The 23802-nt window shown below is 63.0% G+C and carries 18 protein-coding genes and 1 pseudogene; 1 reads left to right on the top strand and 18 read right to left on the bottom strand.

What is annotated here, in order from left to right; all coding sequences use genetic code 11:
• Positions 1 to 15: 15 nt before the first annotated feature.
• From PQR32_RS02565 to PQR32_RS02535, 7 genes are all read right to left on the bottom strand, one after another.
• Positions 16 to 1806 (bottom strand): acyl-CoA dehydrogenase C-terminal domain-containing protein, encoded by a 1791-nt coding sequence (locus PQR32_RS02565; RefSeq protein WP_408222017.1) that lies wholly within the window; start codon positions 1804 to 1806, stop codon positions 16 to 18.
• Between the two features lie 15 nt (positions 1807 to 1821).
• Positions 1822 to 2769, bottom strand: a complete 948-nt coding sequence (locus tag PQR32_RS02560) for an electron transfer flavoprotein subunit alpha/FixB family protein (protein ID WP_408222016.1) — start codon at positions 2767 to 2769, stop codon at positions 1822 to 1824.
• 17 nt (positions 2770 to 2786) lie between these two features.
• Positions 2787 to 3536, bottom strand: coding sequence for an electron transfer flavoprotein subunit beta/FixA family protein (locus tag PQR32_RS02555; RefSeq protein ID WP_408222015.1), 750 nt, complete (start codon positions 3534 to 3536; stop codon positions 2787 to 2789).
• A gap of 131 nt (positions 3537 to 3667) precedes the next feature.
• Positions 3668 to 5272 (bottom strand): AMP-binding protein, encoded by a 1605-nt coding sequence (locus tag PQR32_RS02550; RefSeq protein ID WP_408222014.1) that lies wholly within the window; start codon positions 5270 to 5272, stop codon positions 3668 to 3670.
• Between the two features lie 72 nt (positions 5273 to 5344).
• A complete protein-coding gene (locus PQR32_RS02545; protein ID WP_408222013.1) occupies positions 5345 to 6586 on the bottom strand; it encodes a thiolase family protein in 1242 nt (413 codons plus the stop codon).
• A 65-nt stretch (positions 6587 to 6651) separates the two neighbouring features.
• A complete protein-coding gene (locus PQR32_RS02540) occupies positions 6652 to 7767 on the bottom strand; it encodes a saccharopine dehydrogenase family protein (protein ID WP_408222012.1) in 1116 nt (371 codons plus the stop codon).
• A gap of 52 nt (positions 7768 to 7819) precedes the next feature.
• Positions 7820 to 9076 carry an acyl-CoA dehydrogenase family protein gene (locus tag PQR32_RS02535; RefSeq protein WP_408222011.1) on the bottom strand — a complete coding sequence of 419 codons (1257 nt, stop codon included), beginning with the start codon at positions 9074 to 9076 and terminating at the stop codon, positions 7820 to 7822.
• 246 nt (positions 9077 to 9322) lie between these two features.
• On the opposite strand from PQR32_RS02535, the gene PQR32_RS02530 reads away from it, so the two are divergent.
• Positions 9323 to 12058 carry a winged helix-turn-helix domain-containing protein gene (locus PQR32_RS02530; protein WP_408222010.1) on the top strand — a complete coding sequence of 912 codons (2736 nt, stop codon included), beginning with the start codon at positions 9323 to 9325 and terminating at the stop codon, positions 12056 to 12058.
• A gap of 43 nt (positions 12059 to 12101) precedes the next feature.
• Here the strand turns inward: PQR32_RS02530 and PQR32_RS02525 are convergent, their stop codons facing one another.
• The 11 genes and pseudogenes from PQR32_RS02525 to PQR32_RS02475 form a co-directional block, all read right to left on the bottom strand.
• Entirely contained in the window at positions 12102 to 13391 is a 1290-nt protein-coding gene (locus PQR32_RS02525; protein ID WP_408222009.1) for a DUF445 domain-containing protein, read from the bottom strand.
• Complete coding sequence (gene phaZ, locus PQR32_RS02520) at positions 13388 to 14221, bottom strand: poly(3-hydroxyalkanoate) depolymerase (RefSeq protein ID WP_408222008.1); 834 nt, start codon at positions 14219 to 14221, stop codon at positions 13388 to 13390. The genes PQR32_RS02525 and phaZ overlap by 4 nt, the downstream gene beginning before the upstream one ends.
• Before the next feature lie 71 nt (positions 14222 to 14292).
• Entirely contained in the window at positions 14293 to 14712 is a 420-nt protein-coding gene (locus PQR32_RS02515) for a phasin family protein (protein WP_408222007.1), read from the bottom strand.
• Between the two features lie 64 nt (positions 14713 to 14776).
• Entirely contained in the window at positions 14777 to 16507 is a 1731-nt protein-coding gene (locus PQR32_RS02510) for an alpha/beta fold hydrolase (RefSeq protein WP_408222006.1), read from the bottom strand.
• Between the two features lie 47 nt (positions 16508 to 16554).
• Positions 16555 to 17019, bottom strand: coding sequence for a MaoC family dehydratase (locus tag PQR32_RS02505; RefSeq protein WP_408222005.1), 465 nt, complete (start codon positions 17017 to 17019; stop codon positions 16555 to 16557).
• A gap of 22 nt (positions 17020 to 17041) precedes the next feature.
• Entirely contained in the window at positions 17042 to 18685 is a 1644-nt protein-coding gene (locus PQR32_RS02500) for a fatty acid--CoA ligase (RefSeq protein WP_408222004.1), read from the bottom strand.
• Positions 18686 to 18854: 169 nt separating this feature from the next.
• Positions 18855 to 19774 (bottom strand): annotated as a pseudogene (locus tag PQR32_RS02495) (alpha-hydroxy-acid oxidizing protein).
• Positions 19775 to 19859: 85 nt separating this feature from the next.
• Positions 19860 to 21104: an acyl-CoA dehydrogenase family protein gene (locus tag PQR32_RS02490; RefSeq protein WP_408222003.1), complete on the bottom strand. Its 1245-nt coding sequence runs from the start codon at positions 21102 to 21104 to the stop codon at positions 19860 to 19862.
• 68 nt (positions 21105 to 21172) lie between these two features.
• Entirely contained in the window at positions 21173 to 21937 is a 765-nt protein-coding gene (locus PQR32_RS02485) for an SDR family oxidoreductase (RefSeq protein WP_408222002.1), read from the bottom strand.
• 48 nt (positions 21938 to 21985) lie between these two features.
• Positions 21986 to 23002 (bottom strand): phosphotransferase, encoded by a 1017-nt coding sequence (locus PQR32_RS02480; protein ID WP_408222001.1) that lies wholly within the window; start codon positions 23000 to 23002, stop codon positions 21986 to 21988.
• A 24-nt stretch (positions 23003 to 23026) separates the two neighbouring features.
• The gene (locus tag PQR32_RS02475) at positions 23027 to 23701 is read right to left on the bottom strand and encodes a histidine phosphatase family protein (RefSeq protein ID WP_408222000.1); all 675 of its coding nucleotides are present in this window, start codon (positions 23699 to 23701) and stop codon (positions 23027 to 23029) included.
• Positions 23702 to 23802: the final 101 nt, after the last annotated feature.

Genomic DNA, 23802 nt, shown 5'->3' with positions numbered 1-23802 from the left:
TTTTCAAAACCCGGATCAGAATTGTTCGATGGCGATATCCGACGCGCTGGATGTGCCTGACCGGATCATCTCCAGATGCGCGTTCGCTTTGGGCAGTATCTTGTCCGCGTAGAACCGTACCGTCGCGATCTTCGCCTCATGGAAGTCCGGATCTTCGCCCGCAGCGCATTTTCTCGACGCGGCCAGCGCGGCGCGCGCCATCTGCCATCCACCGCACACATAGCCCGTGAGCATCAGATAGTCGAATGAACTGGCCAATGCTTCGTCCACGTCTTTCGCCAGAGCTCGAAGCATCCACCCGGTGGCGTCCTCCAACGCCTGCACGCCGGTGGCCACCGCGGCGCCGACCGGGAAAAGGCGCGTATCCGCGCTGCGCTCCAGTTCAAGCGCGAGCTCGCGCATCTCCGCAATCAGCTCAGCCATTGCCGCCCCCTGGTCGGTGGCGAGCTTGCGGCCTGCAAGGTCTGCTGCCTGGATGCCCGTCGTACCCTCGTAGATGGTTGAAATGCGAGCGTCGCGCAGGTACTGGCACGCGCCGGTCTCTTCGATGTAGCCCATCCCACCGTGCACCTGCACGCCGAGCGACGCGATCTCCTGACCCAGTTCAGTGCACCAACCCTTCAGGACCGGAATCAGGAGATCGACGCGAGTCTGATAGCGGTCGCGTTCACCGGCGTCCGGATGCCGGTGCGCGTAGTCCGCATTGGCCGCCATCACATAGGCGAAGCCTCGCATCGCTTCCACCTGAGCCTTCATCGTCAGCAACATGCGCCGCACGTCCGGATGTTGAATGATCGCCACAGCAGTGCTCGACTTGCTTGCGGCCGGCTTGCCCTGAATGCGCTCTTTCGCGTATTCACGCGCCTGTTGATACGCGCGCTCCGCCATCGCGAGTCCTTGAATGCCGACCTTCTGGCGGGCCTCGTTCATCATCGTGAACATATGCGCGAGGCCCCTGTTTTCCTGCCCGACCAGATAGCCGATCGCGCCGTCCTGATCGCCGAAACTCATCACGCAGGTCGGGCTCGCGTGAATGCCGAGCTTATGTTCGAGGGACACGCAGTGCACATCGTTGCGTTGTCCCAAAGAGCCGTCGGCGTTCACGAGGAACTTGGGCACCAGGAAAAGCGAAATGCCGCGCACGCCTTCGGGCGCATCGGGCGTACGCGCAAGCGCGAGATGGATGACATTGCCGGTCATGTCATGATCGCCCCACGTGATGAAGATCTTCTGCCCATACAGGCGATACTGATCTCCCTCAGGAACGGCTTTCGTGCGAACGGCGGCAAGGTCCGAACCGGCTTGCGACTCGGTCAGGTTCATCGTGCCGGTCCACGCCCCACCAATCAGGTTCGGCAAGTAGCGGGCCTTGAGTTCCTGTGAGCCGTGCAGTCGCAATGCCTCGGTGGCACCCGCCGTCAACAGTGGGCACAGGGCGAAGGACATGTTGGCGGAGTTCCACATCTCCACGGTCGCTGCATGCAGCAGTTCGGGCAGACCTTGACCGCCGTAGTCAGGATCGCCACTGAGCCCGTTCCAGCCTCCCGCGACGAATTGCTGGTAGGCCGCCCCAAAGCCGTCTGCCGCAATGACGCCATCGCGGGTCAGGCGCGCACCCTGCTCGTCGCCGGTCTTGTTGAGCGGCGCAAGCATTTCGGTGGCGAACTTTGCGGCCTCCTCGAGCACGGCGCCGGCGAGTTCCGGCGTCGCGTCCTCAAAGCCCGGCAGCGACGATAAAGCGTCTAGGCCGGCCAATTCGTTCATCACGAAATGCATGTCGCGCAACGGCGCAATATAGGTGGTCATCATTGACTCCTGGAATCAGTTCTGTTGCTGCTTGTCCAGTTCACGCGACAACTCCGGCAATACCTTGAAGAGGTCGCCGACGAGGCCGTAGTCCGCAATCTGGAAGATGGGTGCTTCTTCGTCCTTGTTGATCGCCACAATCACCTTCGAGTCCTTCATTCCGGCCAGATGCTGGATCGCGCCCGATATGCCCACCGCGATATAAAGCTGCGGAGCGATGACCTTGCCGGTCTGGCCCACCTGATAGTCATTGGGAACGAAACCGGCATCCACCGCGGCACGGGATGCGCCGACCGCCGCGCCGAGCCGGTCGGCGATCTCGTCGAGGAGCGCGAAGCTCTCACTGGAACCCATGCCCCTGCCGCCCGAGATGACGCGCTGCGCGGCGGTGAGTTCAGGACGCTCGGAGCGCGTCAGTTGCTGGCTTACGAAGCGGGAAGCCGAAACCTCCGCGGCCGGCGCGAGCGATTCGATCACCGCGGCGCCCCCTTCGGCCGGCGCCGCGGCGAAGGCCGTGGTTCGAACCGTCAAGACTTTGATGCGATCCGCGCTTCGCACCGTGGCGAGCACGTTCCCGGCGTAGATGGGACGCACGAACGTATCCGCCGACTCCACCGCCACGATCTCCGAGACCTGCGCGACGTCGAGCAGCGCTGCCAGGCGCGGCATCACGTTCTTCGCGGAAGTGGTGGCCGGCGCGAATAGATGGCTGTAACCGGGAGCTAGCCCGACAATGAGGGCGGCCAGGTTTTCCGCCAACGCGTGCTCATATTGCGCGGCATCGGCCACGCGCACGCGGGCCACGCCTGCGATGCTCGCCGCCTGCTCCGCGACTCGCCCGCATTGAGATCCCGCTACGAGCACATGAATTTCGTCGCCGAGGCGAGCGGCAGCGGTGATGGCGCTAAGGGTCGCCGCCTTGAGCGTTTGGTTGTCGTGTTCTGCAATAACGAGTACGGACATGTTTGTCTCCCTTTTCTCTAGATCACACGCGCCACGTTCTTCAGCTTTTCCACCAACTCGGCGGCGTCGGCGACGCGGATGCCCGCCTCGCGTTTCGCGGGCTCCGCCAGCTTGAGCGTCGTCAGCCTCGGCGTGACGTCGATACCGAGGGCGTCTGGCGTCACGACATCGAGCGGCTTTTTCTTCGCCTTCATGATGTTGGGCAGCGTTGCGTAACGCGGCGTGTTGAGCCGGAGATCGGCGGTGATCACAGCAGGCAGGTCGACCTCGATCGTTTCCAGGCCGCCGTCGATCTCGCGCGTCACCGTCGCCTTCCCGGCTTCCACGACCACCTTCGATGCGAACGTCGCCTGCGGCAAACCAAGCAGCGCAGCGAGCATCTGGCCGACCTGGTTGGCGTCGTCGTCGATTGCCTGTTTGCCGAGCAGCACCAGTTGCGGCTGCTCCTTGTCGACCAGCGCCTTCAGCAGCTTGGCCACGGCGAGCGGCTGCAGTTCGGCCTCGGTCTCGACCAGGATCGCGCGATCGGCGCCGATCGCCATCGCGGTGCGCAGCGTTTCCTGGCACGCCTGCACGCCGCAGGACACCACGACCACCTCCGTGGCAGCACCGGCCTCTTTCAGACGCACGGCCTCCTCCACGGCGATCTCGTCGAACGGGTTCATCGACAACTTCACGTTGGCGATGTCGACGGCGCTACCATCGGCCTTCACACGAACCCTCACATTGGCGTCGACGACGCGCTTGACGGGAACAAGTACTTTCATTGCCTACTCCGTTTTGACAAAAACGCTCCGCCCGGCCGGCAACGAACCGGTCGATTCAGGTGCATGGGGCACGGTCCGCCGAGTCGATTTCGACTACACGTGCGCGGTATTCGACTCCCTGGCGGGAACCGTCATGGGATCTCGGTGAAAACGCTGTCACGCCGCTGTCCGAACATTTCGACGAGATGGCGCTCCAGTGGCTTCTCCGATGCAGTCTTGGGAATCTCGGGCACGACCTGCAGGAAGGAGATCACCGAGCTCGCTTCGAGCTTCGCGCGGCAGAGACGGAACACCTGCTGCGGGTCGAAGTCCGACGCCCGCTTCGGCACGACGGCCGCAACCACATCCTTCTCGCCTGGCGCGCCGGATGACGCCGCTACACCGTACACATAGACGTCCTCGATTACGCCGGACTCGGCAATTACCTTCTCGATCGGCGCGGGATTGATGAATTCACCGTTATGGCGAATCCCGCCGCCTTTGCGGTATTCGAAGAAGAGCCAGCCGTTCTCGTCTTCACGCACGACGTCGCCCATGTGCAACCAGCCGTCCTTGCTTTTTTTCGCGGACGCATCCGGGTTGCCAAAGTATTCGACCTTGAACGGCGAGCCGTCCGCCGGCCGGAAGAGCAGTTCGCCGGGCACCCCTCGCGCGCAGTCGCGGCCGTCGTCGTCGACGATGCGGTGCTTGAGCGTGGGCACCGGCTTGCCGATACTGCCGACCGGCCCGACCCCGACGTGCTTGACCGTGAGCCCGCCCTCCGCGGCGCCGTAGAACTCGACGATTCGTACGTCGAAGCGCTGCTCGAAGTCGGCCCAGATCGCCGCGGGCATCCCCGCTGAAACCACGAAGCGCACCGGGTTGTCCGAGTCGTCTGGCCTGGCCGGTTCGCTGTAGATCGCCGTCGTCATTCCGCCGAGCAGCGTGAAGGTGGTGCACTGATACTTGCGTGTGATGTCCCACAGCCGCGACTTCGTGAAGCGGCGCGACAACACGGCCCGCATTCCGGTGGCGAGCGATGCACCGAGCGTAATGACCTGAGCGTTGGCGTGGGTCAGCGACAGTCCTGAATAGGGACGCTCGTCGGCCGCGTAACCGAACATTGCCGGCACCACTGCCGAGGTTGAGCAGTAGCGCAGATGTGTCATGACGATGCCCTTCGGATCGCCGGTCGTGCCGGACGTGAAGATCAGTTGCATCGGACTGTCGGGGTCACGCGTCAGAATGGGTAACTCCGGCACCTGCTCCGGCCGTGACGCGCGGTAGGACAGCACATCGGGGAAGTCGGAGAGCGGCCTCGCGCCTTCGTCCGTCTCGAGCCCGATCACCCACGACAGTTGCGTAAGCGTTCCCCGCACGGCGGCGAGATTGCCGAGCGCGTAGTCGGCGGCGATGACGCCTCTGCACTGTGCGTTGTCTAGCATGTAGGCGAGCTTGTCGCCTTTGGTGCGCGGATCGATCGGCACGAATACGGTGCCCGAGATCGATGCCGCAACCATGGCTTCGATGAACTCGGCGTGGTTAGCCATCAACAATGCGAAGTGCTCTCCGGGACGCAGGCCGCGATCGATCAGGACTTGAGCGAGACGCTGGCCGTTGTCCCAGAGCTGCTGGTAGGTGCGCACCTCGTCGGGCCGCACACCGGCGCCCTCGATCGTGAGCACGTCCCGATCCGGCATGGTGTCGACGCGATTGGCGATCAGCGCCGCCAGGATGGTGTCTGGTCTGGTGCTCATGGCACGGTGTCTCCTGATGGTGTTCGATATCGTGTGCGTGCCGGATCTCTGCCGGCCGTCACGGCCTCAACGCTAACGTCCGAGAATCGTGATGCCGGCCACGGCTTCTTCCACGCCGCACAGACCACCGCCATTCTCCGCAAGTGCGATACGCGCGCCCTCGACCTGGCGCTGTCCCGCTTCACCGCGTAGCTGGGTAACGAGCTCATAGATCTGGCCCAACCCGGTCGCGCCGATTGGATGCCCTTTCGATTCCAGGCCGCCGGACGGATTGATCGGAATCCGCCCGCCGATCGAGGTGTCTCCGCGCTCCGCGGCCGCGCCGCCCATCCCGGGTTCACACAGCCCGAGCACTTCAGACTGGATGATTTCGCCGATTGCAGTCGCATCGTGTACTTCGGCGACCGAAACGTCCCGCGGCGCCACGCCGGCCTGTTCATAGGCCTTGATGGAGCCGAGCCGGACCAGATGCTGGTCGAGCGCGGCGGCCGGCCGGTCGCTGCCGGTCTGAAGCACGGAAGCCAGCACGCGAATTGCCCGTGTGCGCCCGCCTTTGAGCCGTTCAAGGCCGGCCTCGCTGCACACGATCGCCGCAGCCGCGCCGTCGCTGATCGGCGAGCACATGGGCAGCGTCAGCGGATAGGTGATCGGCGGCGCGCTGAGTACTTCTTCCACGGAGTAGGCCTGCCGGTACTGGGCGAGCGGATTGTGTACCGAGTGCCCATGGTTCTTGGCGGACACCGCGGCAATCTGCCGTTGAGTCGTGCCGAATTCGCGCATGTGCATGCGCCCCATCGACGCGTAGATATCCATGAACACGCTATAGGGCTTCTCCGATACGCTTCCTTCGGGTGGCTCAATGCCCTTTCCCATCTCTAGCAACCTGCGCCTGCCGTTCTCGGTATCGTGCACGTCCCATGCACCGTCGAACGCGCTGAACGTGCGCGCCTTGTCCGTCGAAAACATCTTTTCGGCGCCCACCGCGAGCACGATGTCCGCAGCCCCCGCCTTCACGTAGTTCACCGCCAGATGAAATGCGGTACTGGCGCTCGCGCAGGCGTTCTCGACGTTGATCACGGGCAACCCGTGCACGCCCATCGCGCGCAAGGCAAGCTCGCCGCGAATCATGTGCTGGCCGTCCATGTGCCCCTGCGTCGAGTTGCCGAAGAACGCGCCCTGCAGTTGCCCTTTATCGCAACCGGCATCGGCGAGCGCGTCTTCCACGGCCTTGCACGTCATCTGTTTCACGCTGGTGTCCAGATGTTTGCCAAAGGGCGTCATCCCGATGCCCACGACGTATACGTCCTTGCTCATGTTCACTTCTCCCTCGCTCATTGGCTACGCGACCATGCAACGCGGCGCGTTCCGATCCACGCTGTTCAAACGCTCTTCACTTCGTAGTGCAGGTAGCCTTCTTCGGCCTGCGCCGCGAGGAGATTGCGCGCGCCGAACGCCCGCGCCGGCGAGACGAAGCCGACCGCATGCAACTGCCCTCGCAGAATGCGGCGTACTGCTTCCGCACCCAGCACGCCGGTTTGCGCGTAGGGCGAATTGCCGCGCAGAATCACGCTGACGGAATTCACGTTGCCTCGTCCCTGACATGACAGCGTGCAACGGTTGACATCGGGATTCTCGCGGGCGGGTTCGGTCTGCGTGACGGCCTTGCCCCATTCGTTGGTGATCTCTTCCTGTTTGGCTGGATCAAGATGCCGGCACTCGTCCTCGAACTTCTTCAGCAAGCCGACGACTGCATTGAAACGCTCCTGATTTCTGAACGACACCAGCGTCTGGCAATTGCGCACACGCGGATCGTCCTCGTACCAGATCGGTTCGCCGCCGCCGCCCCAGGGCAGCGCGTTCAGCAGCATGTGTTCACCGGGCACGTGAACCTGATACGGCGTCGCCCAGGGCCATTGCACGAGCTCGTTGTTCCGCAGGAAGAACTGCGGCTTCGTGCACATCCGCAGAAACGACATCGTCGACGCGATGCTGACTTCCGAATCCCCGAGGTAGATCACGTCGAGCGTGTCGATGCCCGGGGTTTCCAAAGCGATCTCGGTCGCCAGATTGCCTTCGGTCCACATGTACGAATTGCCGGGACACAGCGCCAGATCTTTTGCGGCAAACGCCTCGCCGTATGTGCGCTTCAACATGGCCATCCAGTCGGTTTCGCCCGTCGTATCGACATAGTGGCAACCCGCCGCGAGGCTGGCCTCGACCACCGGGCGGCCGAGTTGCATGAACGGCCCGACGATATTGATAACCGCCTTCCTGCCTTTGAAGAGTTCTGTCAGCGCGTTCGTTTCGTGCTCGACGGCGACGCACTGATAGTCATGTCCGGCAAGTTCCGGCACCCTGGACATCTCCTCTTGCAGCCGCTCTTTGTTGCGCCCCGCGGCAATGAACGGAATCCCGCGTTCGGCGAGCTTCCAGGCCGTGAGCTTGCCTGTGTAACCACTCGCTCCGTAGAGCACCACTTCGTATGTCGTTGCCATTTCGTCGTCTCCTTGAAGTTGCTATCGCAGTGCTTTGCACCAGGCGCGAGATTCACAGCAGCTCGGGGTCAATCAGGTAGTAGCCGCCCTTGATCGCGAGGACTTCGTTGCAGCCGTCCTCGATCAACGACGCCCGCGCGTCGCGCCAGATCTTTTCGATCGGATACTCGCGCGTGAGTCCGTTGCCGCAAAAGATCTGCAGTGCGTCGTTGGCAACTTCGAAGGCGGTTTGGGTCGCGGTGATCTTGGCCGTCATCGCCGCGTGCAGCGACGGATGCGGCGACGTGAAGTTGTAATGCACGACGCGGTGAGCCAGAGCGCGGGCCGCTTCCACCTTCCTGAACATGTGGAAGAGCCGCGACGCCACCGACTGATGACGAATGATCGGCAAGCCGCCCTGCTTGCGTTCATGCGCATAGCCCAGGGCAAGTTCGAAGGCGGCGCGTGCCGCGCCGGTGAACACGGTGCCCATGATCGCGTTGGCGAGCGTGTGAATGGCGTAGACGGCGTCAAGGTATTGATCCGGGCCGGCGAGGATGTGATCGCTGGAAAGCTTGACGTTTTCAAAGAAGATTTCGCCCTGGTTGAGGGCGCGCTGTCCGATCTTGTCGAGCGGCTTGCCACGCGACACGCCTGGCGCGTCCATCGGCACGACGATCGCGACCCCGCGCTTCGTCTCCACACCCGCGCCGCTGTCCGCCGCGCAGTAGAGAATGCAGACATCCGCGACGATGCCATTCGACACCCATGCCGACTTCTGCCCATTGATGATCACGTCGTCGCCGCGCAGCGTGGCCACGCAGTTGGGCCGGCCGTAGGTTCCCTGCGGGTGCAGGATCATGCCACTCGCGTCCAGCATGTCGGAGCCATGATCGGGTTCCGTGATCGCCCAGCAGCCGAGCTTCGAATCCGGCGCCAGGGCCCGGCAAAACGGGTTGCCTGACAGCGCGCTCATCAGCGCCGGGAGCAACCCCGCACCGTACGAAACCGCAAGCCCGGAATCGCCCCAGCCGAGTTCCTCGAACAGGATGCACATGGTTTTGGCACGTTCGGCTGGCTCGAGCTCAAAGAGCCCGTCGACGCCGAACCCCAGCTCGACGAATTTTTTGCGGGCGTCCCAGTAAGGCGACCCCGGCGCGATGGCCTCCTCCGGCGTCATGCGATCGAGTTTGACGCCGACGGGGCGCATGACCTCTTCCGCGTAACGATGGACGGTCTGCTGAACCATCTGCCCCATCTCCGACAACTCAGGTTCAGCACCTAGCGGGCCGAGTTTGTGCGTTGCAACGTGATGCGATGCGGTCGACATGTCTCCTCCTTGGAGGTGGTTGGGCGTATCATTTCCTCGGTGACGCACCGGTCCCGGGCGTGCTCGACGGGCCTGTGACGCAATCGCCGATCGGCGCGCTGCAGGCTGGTCCGGTTGCACTTCGATGTCCTCTATGGAAACCATGGTGTACCCGCGAAGCGCTGCGCAATATCCCCCGTACAGGGGAGCGCGATCGCATGGACGGGGGAGGGTACCCAGGGAGAACCCAAATGCCCGAAGCAGTTCATGCGTCTGACCAAGGAACCCATGCCCGCCGAGAAGCTGCCCCTCCTGCTCGCTACGAAGGTTCTTCCGCCGCGCCTGTCGCCGGGGCTGATCGATCGTCCGCGCCTGTTCGATCTGGTGACTCAGGCAGAGGACAAGCGGCTCACCGTTATCAAAGCGCCCGCCGGCTTCGGCAAGACCTCGCTCGCGATCACCTGGCTCAACCGGCTGCGCGCAAGCGGCGCGCGCGTAGCGTGGCTGTCGCTCGATGACGAAGACGACGAACCCGCGCGCTTCCTCCACCATCTCGCCCGCTCGTTGCGGCATGCCTGCAACAACGTCGGCGCGTCGGCGATCGGGCTGACGGCAGGCGGCTCTCTGGCTCCCGCGCACGCCGTCGTCTCGACGCTGATCAACGACCTCGTGGAGGTCGAGGACGAGGTGTGTCTGTTCCTCGACGATTACCATCTGATCAGCCTTCCGGCGATTCACGACGCCATGTCGTTCTTCATCGCGAACGCGCCGTCGCACGTGCATGTGATCGTTTGCACCCGTGCGGACTCCGCGCTGCCGCTCGCCAGGCTGAGAGCGCAAAACGAACTGCTCGAAGTTGACGCGTCGACACTGCGTTTCAATTTCGACGAGACGCGCTGCTTTGTCGAACGCGAATGTCCTGGCAGGCTGGGCACGTCCGGCGTGAAATCGCTGCACGCGAGCACGGAGGGCTGGGCGGCCGCGTTACGCATTTCGGCGTCGGTGCTGTCGCGCGAAGAACCCAGGCCGGGTTGGGAGTCGAGTGTGCCGTCCGGCGCTTCACGGCCGTTCGCCGCCTACCTCGAAGACATGCTCATGCGCTTGCCCGACGACATGGTCGTCTTCATGCTGCGCACGGCGATACTCGATCGGTTGACTGCCCCGCTCTGCCAGGCCGTAACCGGTGTCAAAGCCAGTCAGAGCATGCTGGAAGCTATCGCCGCGCGCCAGTTGCTGCTGGAGCCGATGGATCTCGAAGGGCATTGGTTCCGCTATCACCCTCTGCTGCGCGAGTATCTGCGCCAACGCCTGGGCGCGCAGTCGGGCGACGAACTGGCGGATCTGCATCGCCGCGCGTGCCGGTGGTATGCATCGCAGGAAATCTGGACGGACGCTGTCAGGCACGCGATCGCCGCAGGCGACACGGACGATGCGATCGCCCTGATCGGCAACTGCGCGATGGCGCTCGTCAAGAAAGGCGACCTGCTGACGCTGCTCGGCTGGCAACGCCATTTTCCGGCGCACCTGATGCGCGGACAGGTCGAGGTCACGCTGGCGATCGCCTGGGGCATGGCGCTCGCGATTCGTTCGAACGATGCGCTGGCGATGCTGGATACGATCGAGCGCGATGCGCACGCGAGTGCCGACCCCGACAGCATCCGCTGGGAGTGCCGGGTGATCCGCTCGGTCGCGATCGCGCTGCAGGACGATCCGCAAGGAGCGCTCGCAATCGCGCAACCGTGCCTCGAGCGGCCGTCGACCGATATCTGGAGCACCAATGTCGCCTCCAATGTCGTGCGCTTCGCGCACTGGAAGGCAGGCAACCTCGAAGCGCTCTACGCGACGCCGTGGATCCCCTATTCGATCGAAGAGGACCAGCGCAATGTCTTCTCTTCGACCTACCGTCTGTGCCTGCTCGGTCATGCGGAGATGCAGCAGATGCACTTCGATCTGGCCGAGCGGTATTTCACCGAGGCGATGCAGTTGGCCGAGCGTCATTCCGGTCCGCAATCCGTCTCCGCCGCGCTGTGCGCACCGATGATCGCGCAGATCCGCTACGAGCAGGGCCGGCTCGACGAGGCCGAGGCATTGCTCGTCGATCTCATGCCGGTGATCGAACTGGCGGTCCTGCTCGACAGCACGTTGATCGCGTTCCGGTTGCTCATCCGGATCGCAGCCGCGCGTTCCAATACCGTGCGGGCCTACGCGCTGCTCAACCAGGGAGAGGCGCTCGGCCATGCGCGCCACTGGAACCGGCTGATCGCGGGCGGCCTCGTCGAGCGCACGCGGCTCTATCTGCTGGAAGGACGAATGGCGGAAGCCGCGGGATGCGTCGCGCAACTGGAACATCTCGCCGCTCCGGGCACCGCTGATTCGCCTGCCGTCTCGCCGGAGATCGGAACCTATCGTTCGCTCGCGGCGGCCTATCTCGCGATGGCGCAGAAGCGGACGCAAGACGGCATTGAAATCGTGACGGCAGCGTTGGAGGTCGTCGACGCACGGCACGAGAACTATCTCGCCCTGCGCCTGCGAAGCGTGCTCGCCCTGATCTGTCTGGGTGCTGACGAACGCGACCGCGCCGTCGAGATCTTTCGCGACCTGCTGAAGGAGGCCGCGGCCGCGGGCATCTATCAGTCGATCATCGACCTGTTTCCGGAAATCGGCGCGCTGCTGCAGGCCGTTCGCGACGACACGCGCGCGACCGCGCAGACGAAAACACTGCTGTGCTATGTGGACCGTCTGCTCGACGGCTGGCGCGCGTTGTACCAGCCCGGCAGCAAATCCGCGCGGGACACCGAACGGGAAGCGCTCAGCGCACGCGAACGCAACATCGTCGACCTGATCGCCGACGGGCAGTCGAACAAGGAAATCGCGCGCACCCTCGGCATCGCGCCGGAGACCGTCAAGTCTCATGTGAAGAGCATCTTCATGAAGCTCTCAGTCGACAAGCGCGCGCAAGCCGTTGCGCGCGCGCAGGCATTGGGGCTCGTGAAGCAAACCTAGCAGGCTAGTCATGCATTTTCGGCGAGCCACTCGCTCATGCGTGTCACCGCGTGACCATGAGTGCGGCCGCATGGAGCAGCACGCCGACCGTGCCGCCCACGAACGTGCCGTTGATCCGGATGTATTGCAGATCGCGGCCAATTTCCGCTTCGATCTTCGCGCTCACTTCATCCGCGTTCCAGCTTTTCACGACGTCGGTGATGAGCGCCGACAGTTCGCGCCGATAGCGCACAACCAGTTCGTGAGCCAGCGCGAGCCACCAGGCGTTGAGCTTGCGCTGGATCGCAGGCTCGCTGCCCACGCCTCTCGCGAGCGCCGCCAGCATGCCCGCCAGCGCTCCACGCATTGCCGAATGCTCGTGCGCGAGATCAGCGCTCACGCGTGTGCACACGTAGTCGAGCAGTACGCGGTACGAGTCCCCGTTTCTGAAGTAGCGAATGCAGTCGCGCATCAACGATTTGCCGACGCGGCGATGTACCGCCGAGGTCTGCAACTGGACGATCAGGTCCTGCGCCGCGTCGTCGAACTGATGGCGAAGCTCGTGATCGGGATTCGCCGCCACGTCATGAAGCAGCGCGATCATACCTTCGACAAATTTCCTGACGATATACGTATCGAGCGGCACGGGCGTGTATCTCGAGGCCGCGCTGAATCTCGCCTTGATCATGTCCACGTTGGCCGTCAGCCACTTCTCCAGCGCCAGAAGCCCGTGGTCCAGCAACGGCCGATGCCTGCCCCCGTCCGTCAGCACTTTCAGCACGCTGCCGGTCGCACGTGAGACATCGAGCGCACGCAATTGCGGTATCACCATACGCTCGAAGAAGCGCTCGACGTCCGCTTCGTCTATCCCGTTCAGCAATCCCGGCAGCGAATCCGCGACGACGTCGGCGATCGCCCGGCTGTTGGCCGGCACAGCGAGCCACTGCGCCAGCGCCTGCGCGGCATTGTGGCCGCTCAGTTTGCCGATGATAAGCTCAGGCGTCAGGAAATTCTCTTCGACGAAGTTGCCGAGACTCTCGGCGATCCGCTGCTGGTTCTGCGGAATAATTGCCGTATGCGGGACCGGCAGACCGAACGGCCGCCGGAACAACGCGACGACCGCATACCAGTCCGCGATCGCGCCGACCGTGCCCGCTTCCGCAAATGCCCGCAACCATGCCAGCCACGGATACTCGCCCTGCCAGGCGACGGACATGAGCAGCAGCGCGATCAGCACCGCGAGCAGACACGTCGCGGTTCGCCGCATCCGCTTCAGGCGCAGCGTTTTCAGGTACTCCGGCGCAGCGGCCGCGGCACGCCGCGCACCTTCGTCGCCATCCGCGACGGCACTCAACCCGCCTCCTGCCGCAGAAACCGGCGCACCACGGGAGCGACCTCCCTGGCGCGCGTGATGAGGAACAGGTGGCCGTCGTCGATCACATACAGCGTCGCGTTGCGGATGCGAGCGGCGAGAATCTTCGCGTTGGTGAGCGGGACGATGGGATCGTCGTTGCCGTGCATCACGAGCGTCATCTGGCGCAACGCGCCGAGCCAGGGCAGGCTGCTCCAGCCCGAAGCGGCCAGCAACTGGTAGAGGTAGCCGCGGCCGCGGGGCGCCTGAATATGCCGCGCGTGATCCCGCAGCAACGACGGATCCCGCCGGTACGCACCACCGTAGATTTCCGCGCCCACCTCCTGAAGATAGGCCGGATCGGTATAGCGGCGCGGTCCGATCAGCTTCGACAACACCGACAGTTTCGCCGGCACCATGATGACGCCCGGCGAGGTCGCCGCGAGAATCAACCGGCGGCAACGCGCCGGATAGAGACGCGCGAATTGCTGCGCGAGCGCGCCGCCCCACGAAACACCGAGCACATCGACGGGTCCGTCGTAGCCGAGCCGCGATAGCAGCCGCTCGCTCAGCACGGACAGTGTCGAGAAGCGATACGGCACGACGGGCGCGGGCGAACCGCCCACGCCGGGGACGTCGAAGATGATCACGCTCACGTCCTCGAGCGCGGTGACGAACGGCTCCACCAGTTCGAGGTTGGCGCCGATGCCGTTGAAAATGAGCAGCGGCGGCGACGCGTCGCTGCCCTGCCGCGTCGCGACACGCAACAACTGGCCATTGAGATCGACCATCTGGATTTGCATGCCGCCGACAGACGCGGGGGTGGGTTCCATATCTATCATCCGGACGACCCTCTGGTGGAGCATGATATCGGGGATTGGGCGCGTCGCATCGCGAGGCCGCCTTACTTCTTCGGTTGCAGCAGCGTCTTCAACTCTTCGACGTGCTCCGCGACGCGCTTCGTGACCACCGCCACGCTGTCCGACTGCGCGCGGTACGCCGTGTCGGCGAGTTCCTGCATGTCGGTCAGCGCCTTGTGCAGTGCCTGTTGAACCACTTCGCCGGCGTTCGCGGGCTGGCCGCCCGACGCGCTCAGGCGACCGACCAGCGACTGCAGTTCGGTGAGCGTCGTTCGCAGAATGTCCGCCTGCTTGCTGGCAAGCGACTGGAAGCCCGAGAGTGCGGTGGTGTTGGCCTCGGCGAGTGCCTCGATGTCCTTGCGGCGCAACTCGAGGATCGCGCCGGCGTCGATACCCGGCAGCTTGAACTGACCGATGAGCTTCGTGTACTCGGTGAAAATGCTGTTAGCGTTGGTTGAATCCATGGTCGACTCTCCAAAAAATTGCATCGGGAAAAGGCTGGCCATCACCCGGCCAAAAGGATGTGCGTCATGCTTCCATCACATAGGTGCCCGGCGCCTTGACGCCTGCCGGGTGCCGCTCGTTGCCGGGCGCGGCCGGCGCCGCGCGCCGTTCGCCGGACCGCTCGCGCAGCCAGTCCGTCCAATTGCCCCACCACGAATCTTTCTGCGCCTGCGCGCCGGCCAGCCATGCGTCGGCATTCGCCGGCAAGCCGGCATTGACGAAGAACTTCGCCTTCGGATTGCCTGGCGGGTTGATCAGGCTCTGGATGTGCCCGCTCGAACTCAGCACGAACCGCGTGTCGCCGCCGAACGTCCGCGCCGTGTTGTACACGCCCTTCCACGGCGTGATGTGATCCGTCATGCCCGCCACTACGTACTTGTCGCACGTGACGCCGGACAGGTCGATCGGCGTGCCCAGCACCGACAGCGCGCGTGGCTTGCTGAACAGATTGCCCACGAAGATGTCGAGCAGCTGGCCATGCATGCGCGCCGGCAACCGGGTTGCGTCGTTGTTCCAGTAGAGAATGTCGAACGCGGGTGGCGTCTTGCCCAGCAGATAGTTGTTGACCCAGTAGTTCCACACCAGATCGTTGGGCCGCATCCAAGCGAACACGCGCCCCATCTCCTCGCCGGCGAGCACACCCTTCGACAGGCTGTTCTGTTTCGCCGCCGCAATGGCTTCGGGCGTGGCGAAGAGGCCGAGTTGCGAGTCCGCCTTGTTGTCCAGCACGGCGACCATCAGCGTCGCGGCGTTGACGGTCGTTTCGCCGCGAGCCGCGAGGTGACCGAGCAGCGCGGAGATCGTCATTGCGCCGGAACATGCGCCGTGCAGATTCACATCGTCGCTGCCCGTGATGTCGCGCACCGCCGCGATCGCTTCGAGGAGCGCACCGACGTATGTGTCCAGATCCCAGTGGCTCTGCGCCGCGGTCGGATTGCGCCAGCTCACGACGAACACCTGAAACTCGCCTTTGACGAGGTAGTCCACGATGCTCTTGCCTTCGGACAGGTCGAACACATAAAACTTGTTGATCTGAGGCGGCACGATCAATTGCGGGCGGCTGTAGACCTGCGGGGTCGCCGGCGCATACTGGATCAGCTCGAGCACCTCGTTGCGAAACACCACCACTCCCGGCGTGGTGCCGAGATTCTTGCCCACCTTGAACGCGGCCTTGTCGACCTGCGCGGGCATGCCCTGGTTCTGCAGCAAGTCCGTCATGAGGTTCTTCATGCCGCCAATGAGGCTCGCGCCGCCCGAATCGACGATCTTCTTCAACGCTTCAGGATTGCCGAACAGCGTGTTCGTCGGCGACAGCGCCTCGGTGAACAGCGACATCACGAACTGCGCGCGCTCCTTTGATTTCGGATCCAGCGCGGAGCGCTCGACAAATCCGGCGAGCGCGTTGCGCCATGCAAGGTAGCTCTCCAGCGTAACGCGGTAGAGCGAGTTGTCGCGCCAGGCAGGGTCGGCAAACCGCCTGTCGGGCTTCGGCGGCGACGCTTGCGCGCCATCGCGGGCGCCATCGCGGGCGCCGCCGTAGAGCACGGCGATCAGTTCGCGCACCAGCGCCGCTTCCTGCTCGAGGACCAGGCCGGGTTGCCGCAGCGCCTGCGTGCCGATCTGCTGCGCGGTCGCCAGAATGTCGCACGGGCGCAGCCCGACAAACGGGTTGGGGCCCAGCATGCCTTCGGCGGCCGATGCCGCGAGATCATCCGTCTGATCGTTTCGCGACGCGTTGTCAGTTGTCTCCGCCATCTTGATGCTCCTCGAACGACGCTTTGTTTTGTCAACAGTAGTAGAGGTCATGCCACCAACATCGCCAGTGACTCGGCGATCAGTGCCGGCTTGTCCTCGCCCTCGATCTGCAGCTCGTTCATCGTCTTCACGATGATCCGGCCGCCGCCTTTCGCCTCCACGGACATGACGGTCACGCGGTTGCGCACCCGCGCGCCGGCCTTCACCGGTGTCATGAAACGCACCTTGTCCAGTCCGTAATTGAGGCCGGCCGACGCATCCTCGGGAATCAGGCCGATCTCGATGGCCAGCGCGGCAAGCAGCGAGAGCGTCAGATAGCCGTGGGCGATCGTGCCGCCGAACGGGCTTTCGCGTTTCGCGCGCTCCACGTCCACGTGGATCCACTGCTTGTCGCCCGTGCATTGCGCGAACGCGTCGATGCGCGCCTGATCGACCGTGACCCAGTCCGACAGTCCCAGCTCGCGGCCGACGAAGTCGTCGATCGTCGCGATGCGATATTCGTTGATACTCATCGTGCCTGCTCCTCGTGTCCGGTTACGCGAACTGCGCGCGCAGCCACTTCTTGTTCATCTTGCCGACGCTCGTCTTCTCCAGCGAGTCGATGAATTTGACGATCTGCGGCACCGCGTACTTCGAGATCTGCCCGCTGTGGGTGAACTTGAGAACGTGCTGCTTGATGTCGTCCTCGGTGAGCGCGGTGCCAGCCTTGAGCACCACCAGCGCTACGGGCCTTTCGCCCCATTTCTCGTCCTTGATCCCGATCACCGCGACCTCCGAGACAGCCGGGTGCAGCGAGATCAGGCTTTCGATCTCGAGCGACGAGATCCACTCGCCGCCGGACTTGATCACGTCCTTGATGCGGTCGGTGATCTGCAGATTGCCGGTCGCGTCGATGTTCGCGATGTCCTGCGTATGCAGGTAGCCGCCTGCCCAGAGCTGTTCCGACGCTTCCGGGTTGTCGAAGTATCCCTGGGTCAACCACGGGGCACGCACGACGACCTCGCCATACGCATTGCCGTCGTGCACGACGTCCTTCAACGATTCGTCGACGATACGCAGGTCGACGAGCGGAACCGGCAGACCGGTCTTGCAGCGCAGGCGCACTTGCTCCTCGGTGTCGAGCTGCTCGTAGTTCTGCGGAAGCTGGGCGAGACTCAGGACGGGACAGGTTTCGGACATGCCATAGCCGACGAACACGTCGATGCCACGTTCCATCGCGGCAAGCGCGATGCCGTGCGGCAGCGCGCCGCCGCCGATCACGACTTTCCAGTTGCTGAAATCCGCGGACTCCGACTCGGGGCAATTGAGCAGCATGTGGAGAATCGTGCTCACGCAATGCGAGAACGTGACGCCCTCGTCGCGCACCAGTTTCACCAGCCGCTCGGGCACATAGCGGCCGGGATAGACCTGCTTCACGCCGAGCACCGTTGCGATGTACGGCATGCCCCATGCGTGCACATGAAACATCGGCGTGAGCGGCATATAGACGTCGCCACGATGAAAGCGCTGCCCCGACACCGGGCTCGCGAGCGCCGCCATCAGCGTGATGGTGTGCAGGACCAGCTGACGATGCGAGAAGTACACGCCCTTGGGCAGGCCGGTCGTGCCCGTCGTATAGAACGTGGTGGCCCGGGTGTTTTCGTCGAAGTCTGGAAAGTCGTACTTCGTTGCACTCGCCGCCAGCATCGCTTCGTATTCCGTCGCGAACGGAATGGTGTGCTCGAACGCCTCGCTGTCCGGCTCTTCGATCCGCACGAATGCGCGCACCGTTTCGAGCTGATCTTTAATCGCTTCCACGACGGGCAGAAAATCGGCGTGAACGAACAGCACTTCGGCGCGCGCGTGATTGATCGTGTAGACGATCTCCGCCGGCGATAGCCGCACGTTGACCGTCTGCAACACGGCGCCCATCATCGGCACAGCGAAGTAGCTCTCCAGATAGCGATGACTGTCCCAGTCCATCACCGCGACCGTGCTGCCGTGGCGCACGCCCAACCCGGCGAGACCGTTGGCGAGCCGCGCGATCCGTTCCTGCAACTGGCTGTACGTCATCCGCAGCTGGTTGCGGTAGACGATTTCCTGATTCGGCGCCTGAGCGAACGGCGTGTGCAACAAATGCTTGATCAACAGTGGATAGGCGTAGGCGGATGGCGTCGCGCTCTGTACGGTGTTCTGCATCTGTATCTCCTCGTGTCTAGATATGGATAGCGGGCTGGCACCGGCTCGTCGTTGCATCTCGCATACGGTGGCATCCCCGAGTAGTGCCATGATCGGGGCGATCGGACATCCGGGACTATCCCCTGAACGGGGGAGATCGATGGGGTGCCGGCGGAGCGCCGCGGGAAAGCTACGGGCGCGTCCGGCGCACGCCGGCGGCTCGCAGTGCCGCAAGATCGGGGAATCCGTCGACGGCCATGAGCAGATCCGCCTCAGCCTGGATGGACTGGACCACGTGGACCACGCCGGCCTCGCCGCCCAGCGCCAGGCCGTAGGCATAGGGCCGGCCGACGCCGACCATGCTGGCCCCCATGGCGAGCGCCTTGATCACATCGGTTCCGGAACGGATGCCGGAGTCGAACCAGACCGGAACGTCGCCACACGCGCTGACGAGCGCGGGCAGGAGATCGATTGAGCGATTCCAGCATTGGCCTGGCGGCCACCATGATTGGGGCAGTAGACGACGTCGACGCCGGCGTCGATCGCCCGCTTCGCGTCGTCGGGATGCTGGATGCCTTTGACAATCAACGGCACGCTGGTAAGGGAGCGCAGCCAGGCCAGATCGTTCCAGGTCACGGTCATCCCGAAGACGGACGCCCAATGCCGCACGGCCGCGGCGATATCCTCTTCCGGCGGAGGCGCGAGCCTGGCGCGGAAATGCGGATCGGAGAAGTAGTTAGCCAGAGCGACGCCGCGCAGCTGGGGAAAGTTGCTGTCATTGAGCGTTAGAAAACAAGTGGAATCTGGGCTATCAGCGTTGCAACGCGCAGCTCCGAGACCTGCTTCCGCATGTCCCGCCGGCAATACTCGATCACAGACTGTCGCTCGTCGGCATCTATGGCAACGCAGCGCTGGCGGCGCGGGAAGCGAGCCGGGACAGTGGCGAGTCGGGACGCCTTTGGTCACCCGAACACACTGTGTCCAGCTTGATGGATACCTTCGAAAGCGTACTCGCCACCGAGCCGTCAGAAGAGACGCGGTCTCTGCCGAGTGGGTCAGAGGACGGCGGCCAGTCGTCTCGCTAACATGCCGGCGACCACATCGGCGCATTCATTACCCAAAGCGTCACATGCGCGGCGACTGGGGCGACGTTGCATCGCCCGCAGTCGAAGTCCGAAAAGAGCCGGCCTATGCCCTACACCGGCGTCATCAAGTAGGGATTTTCGCTTCCCGGCTCGTACCGCTGGGCCTTGATTTCCATGCGAGCGATGCTCTGCAGGTGAACCTCATCCGGGCCATCGGCAAAGCGCAGCGCACGCCCCCAGGTCCAGCTATCCGCCAGCGGCGTATCGGGACTCAGCCCCATCGCGCCGAATACCTGCATCGCCCGGTCGCAAACGGCCGTATGCACGCTCGGCACGAGCGCCTTGATCATCGCGATTTCCTTGCGTGCTTCTTTCGCGCCCACGTTATCGATCATCCACGCAGCCTTCAGAACAAGCAACCTCGCCTGATCGATTTCGATTCGCGACCTCGCGATCCATTCGGCAACCGTACCTTGCTCATGCAGCATCTTGCCAAATGCCGTGCGCGCCTGGGCCCGCTCCACCATCAACTCGAGCGCCAGTTCAGCGGCGCCGATCGAACGCATGCAGTGGTGAATCCGTCCCGGTCCAAGGCGCGCCTGGGCGAGCGCAAAGCCGCTCCCCTCTTCGCCGAGCAGATTCGACCGAGGTACGCGCACGTCTTTGAACTCGATCTCGCAGTGTCCTTCCGGCGCCACGTGATTGACCACTGTGATATTCCGGATCATCTTGACGCCCGGCGTATCGCGAGGCACGAGAATCATGCTTTGCTGACGGTGGGCCGGTGCGTCAGGGTCTGTTTTTCCCATCACGATGAAGAGCTTGCAATTCGGGTGTGCCGCGTTCGTGATGAACCACTTTCGGCCATCGATGACATAGTCATCTCCGTCACGACGAATCGACGTAGTGATATTGGTCGCATCCGAGGAAGCCACTGCCGGCTCCGTCATCGCAAACGCCGAGCGGATCTTGCCGTCGAGTAGAGGCTCGAGCCACTCTTCGCGCTGCGCCGGCGTGGCAAACATATGGAGCAGTTCCATATTGCCCGTGTCAGGAGCATTGCAGTTGAATACCTCGGACGCCCACGACACGCGCCCCATGATCTCGGCCAACGGGGCGTACTCGAGATTGGTCAGCCGGGTGCCTGGCTCGTCATCCCGCAGATGCGGAAGGAAAAGATTCCAGAGGCCCTCCGCACGCGCCTGTTCCTTCAAGCTCTCCATGAAGGAGACCGGGTATTGCCCCGCACTCACTTCTTCGTGCCATTGCCGGATGCGCGGAACGATATGTGCGTCCATGAACGCGCGAACCTGCGCGCGCAGCGCTTCCATTTTCGGGTTATATGAAAAATCCATTTTTAATCTTCCTGATTCCTGGTAAATGTCGTCGATGCATCGTTCAATGCCGTGCATCGACCTGGTGATTAAATCGTCAGTCCACCGTCGACGACAATGCACTCCCCATTGGTATAGCTCGCGGCATCGGAGACCAGATAAAGCACGGTACCCGCCATCTCGCGAGGCTCCGCGTGACGGCGCAGCGGAATTTTGGACATCCAGCTTTCGTAGATGGCCTGATCGTCGAACAGCGCCCCGGCGAATCGGGTTTTGGTCAGGCCGGGAAGCAGCGCATTCACCCGAATCCCCAACGGCCCACACTCTTTCGCGAATGCCCGCGTCATGTTGACGACGGCGGCTTTCGTGATCGAGTAGATCCCTTGCTTATCGCCCGGCTGTAACGCGTTGACGGAAGCCGTGTTGACAATCGCGCCGCCGCCGTTCTCCCGCATCAACTTGCCAGCTTCTACGGACATGAAGAAGTAACCGCGCAAGTTGACCTCCACCGTCTTTTCGAACGACGTCAGATCGGTATCGAGAATGTGGCCGAAATAGGGATTCGTCGCCGCGTTGTTGACCAGGATATCCAGGCGACCATGTCGCGCGCGAATATGCTGGAAGATCGCGAGAATGTCCTCGACGCGCCCGACATGGCAGGGTTTTGCCTCTGCACTCCCGCCCGCGTTGTTGATCTCGTTCGCCACCGCCTCGCAATCTTCGAGCTTGCGGCTCGACACGATTACGTGGGCGCCTTGCTCGGCGAGCAGCCTGGCAATCTCCTCCCCAATACCTCGGCTGGCGCCAGTCACCAGTGCAATCTTTCCTTCCAGACTAAATAAATTAGTAGTCACAATCTGCCTCCATGTGTTTTTTTCAGGTTTCCCGTCTTCCGCCTGCTGTCAGATCAGGGCAACGCCCATCTTCGCAAGCGTCCCTGCCATCTCCCCGACCTGGCGCGCCTTGTCATTCGACGCATTGCCGCCCAAGGCCCGCTTCTTTACGCCCTGCGCGATGGCGGCAAGCCGGAAGAAGCTGAACGCAAGATAGAAATTCCAGTTCTCGATCGACGCAATGCCCCGCAGCCGGCAGTACTGTTCGATGATCACCGCCTCATCCGGCACGCCCAACTCTGCTCTGTTCAACCCTTCAAGCCCGGCGATGTGACCGTTAGGAGGCAATCGCAGGCACATGCAAAAGTACGCGAGGTCGGCCAGAGGATTCCCGAGCGTGGAGAGTTCCCAGTCGAGAACCGCGCGAACCTGCGACGAGCCGCGCGTGAAAATGAGGTTGTCGATACGGAAATCGCCGTGTACGAGCGAAGGCTTGCCGGCTTCGACGGGACAGTGCGCCGGAAGCCACTCGATCAGTGCCTCGACGGAATCCAGCACGTCGGTCTGCGCCGCACGATACTGTTTGGTCCATACGTCGATCTGGCGCGCGAAATAATTTCCGGGGCGACCGTAATCGGCTAAACCAACCGCCTCGACATCCACGTCATGGAGGGCCGCCATCGTCCCGAGCAGAGCATCGTAGATGGCGCCGCGCTCTCCGACGGCTACTTCCGGCAATGCCGGATTCCAGAAGATGTGTCCATCCTCGAAACTCATGACGTAAAACATGCTGCCGATGACGTCACGATCCTCGCAAAGATGAAATGCGCGCGCAACAGGGACCGGCGTTGGACCGAGGGCCGTTAGCACGCGGAATTCACGGTCCACCGCATGCGCGGACTTGAGCAGCATTCCGGGCGGCTGACGCCGCAAAACATAGCTGCCGCTGTCCGCTTTCAGGAGGAACGTTGGATTGGATTGTCCGCCAACAAATTTCTCGACGGACAACGGCCCCTGAAACCCGGGCACGTGCGCCGTCAAATAACGCGTGAGCTTTTCGACGTCGAGTTGAAGGCCAGTATTCATAGTGTGCGGGAGTCCCGATTCAAATCAACCGTAGGTGACGAATTCGCGCCTCTCGATAGGGTCGAGATGAGGCAGTGAGTTGAAGCTGACTAACGACATTGCGGTGTCGTTAAAGACATATTGGCAAACGCTGCTATTTCGAATCTGCATGTTGAGCGCAATGGCGGCCGCCGCCGGCGCCTGCAGAATCTGCTGGGCAAAGACGGCAATCGGACCACCGGAACTCACTACCAGAACCCGCCTGCCACCGGCTTGCTGGATGGTGAGACGTGCGCGCTCAACGCGCGCCTGGAACTGTCGCCATGTTTCGGAAACGCGCCCGGGCAGGAGATCGTCGGACCAAAGTTGCAGCGCCTTCTTGAGCCGTTTGTAGAAGTTCTTCTTCGAACTTTCGGCAGAAGAGCCCGGCGGAAACTCGTCTTCGCCAAGAGCCGCAAACAAGCCTTGGAAATCGTATTCGTTCAAACCCGCGTCTTGCACGACCTCGACTTGCGAACCTCGCATCGCTGCGAGAATGGCGTCAGCGGTTTGCTCATGCCGTCGCATCGTGCCGATGACAACCCGATCAAACTCCAATTTGCTGTGCGCGAAGTACTCGCCGAGCCATTGTGATTGCGTATAACCGGAAGGTGATAGCTCGTCATAGTTGTCTGCGCCGAACGACGCCTGACCATGCCGTACAAGGTAGAGTTCCGCCATGCCATCCTCGTCTAAACATGACTAGAACAATACCGACCCCCGCCTCATTCAGGAAATTTATTGTTGTGATAGCAGGCGATAAATTTTCGTGACACCTGATG

The sequence above is a fragment of the Paraburkholderia dipogonis genome (genome assembly GCF_046027395.1).
GTDB classification, from domain to species: Bacteria; Pseudomonadota; Gammaproteobacteria; order Burkholderiales; family Burkholderiaceae; genus Paraburkholderia; species Paraburkholderia dipogonis_A.
This window is presented reverse-complemented; position numbering and strand designations above follow the sequence as displayed.

Bases quoted from the DNA above. Each gene is read 5' to 3' on its own strand.
- PQR32_RS02510 (WP_408222006.1), bottom strand. From the start codon at position 16,507: ATGGCGGAGACAACTGACAACGCGTCGCGAAACGATCAGACGGATGAT.
- PQR32_RS02530 (WP_408222010.1), top strand. From the start codon at position 9,323: ATGCGTCTGACCAAGGAACCCATGCCCGCCGAGAAGCTGCCCCTCCTG.
- phaZ (WP_408222008.1), bottom strand. From the start codon at position 14,221: ATGGAACCCACCCCCGCGTCTGTCGGCGGCATGCAAATCCAGATGGTC.
- PQR32_RS02515 (WP_408222007.1), bottom strand. From the start codon at position 14,712: ATGGATTCAACCAACGCTAACAGCATTTTCACCGAGTACACGAAGCTC.
- PQR32_RS02480 (WP_408222001.1), bottom strand. From the start codon at position 23,002: ATGAATACTGGCCTTCAACTCGACGTCGAAAAGCTCACGCGTTATTTG.
- PQR32_RS02560 (WP_408222016.1), bottom strand. From the start codon at position 2,769: ATGTCCGTACTCGTTATTGCAGAACACGACAACCAAACGCTCAAGGCG.
- PQR32_RS02475 (WP_408222000.1), bottom strand. From the start codon at position 23,701: ATGGCGGAACTCTACCTTGTACGGCATGGTCAGGCGTCGTTCGGCGCA.
- PQR32_RS02490 (WP_408222003.1), bottom strand. From the start codon at position 21,104: ATGGATTTTTCATATAACCCGAAAATGGAAGCGCTGCGCGCGCAGGTT.
- PQR32_RS02505 (WP_408222005.1), bottom strand. From the start codon at position 17,019: ATGAGTATCAACGAATATCGCATCGCGACGATCGACGACTTCGTCGGC.
- PQR32_RS02540 (WP_408222012.1), bottom strand. From the start codon at position 7,767: ATGGCAACGACATACGAAGTGGTGCTCTACGGAGCGAGTGGTTACACA.
- PQR32_RS02535 (WP_408222011.1), bottom strand. From the start codon at position 9,076: ATGTCGACCGCATCGCATCACGTTGCAACGCACAAACTCGGCCCGCTA.
- PQR32_RS02550 (WP_408222014.1), bottom strand. From the start codon at position 5,272: ATGAGCACCAGACCAGACACCATCCTGGCGGCGCTGATCGCCAATCGC.
- PQR32_RS02565 (WP_408222017.1), bottom strand. From the start codon at position 1,806: ATGACCACCTATATTGCGCCGTTGCGCGACATGCATTTCGTGATGAAC.
- PQR32_RS02545 (WP_408222013.1), bottom strand. From the start codon at position 6,586: ATGAGCAAGGACGTATACGTCGTGGGCATCGGGATGACGCCCTTTGGC.
- PQR32_RS02555 (WP_408222015.1), bottom strand. From the start codon at position 3,536: ATGAAAGTACTTGTTCCCGTCAAGCGCGTCGTCGACGCCAATGTGAGG.
- PQR32_RS02500 (WP_408222004.1), bottom strand. From the start codon at position 18,685: ATGCAGAACACCGTACAGAGCGCGACGCCATCCGCCTACGCCTATCCA.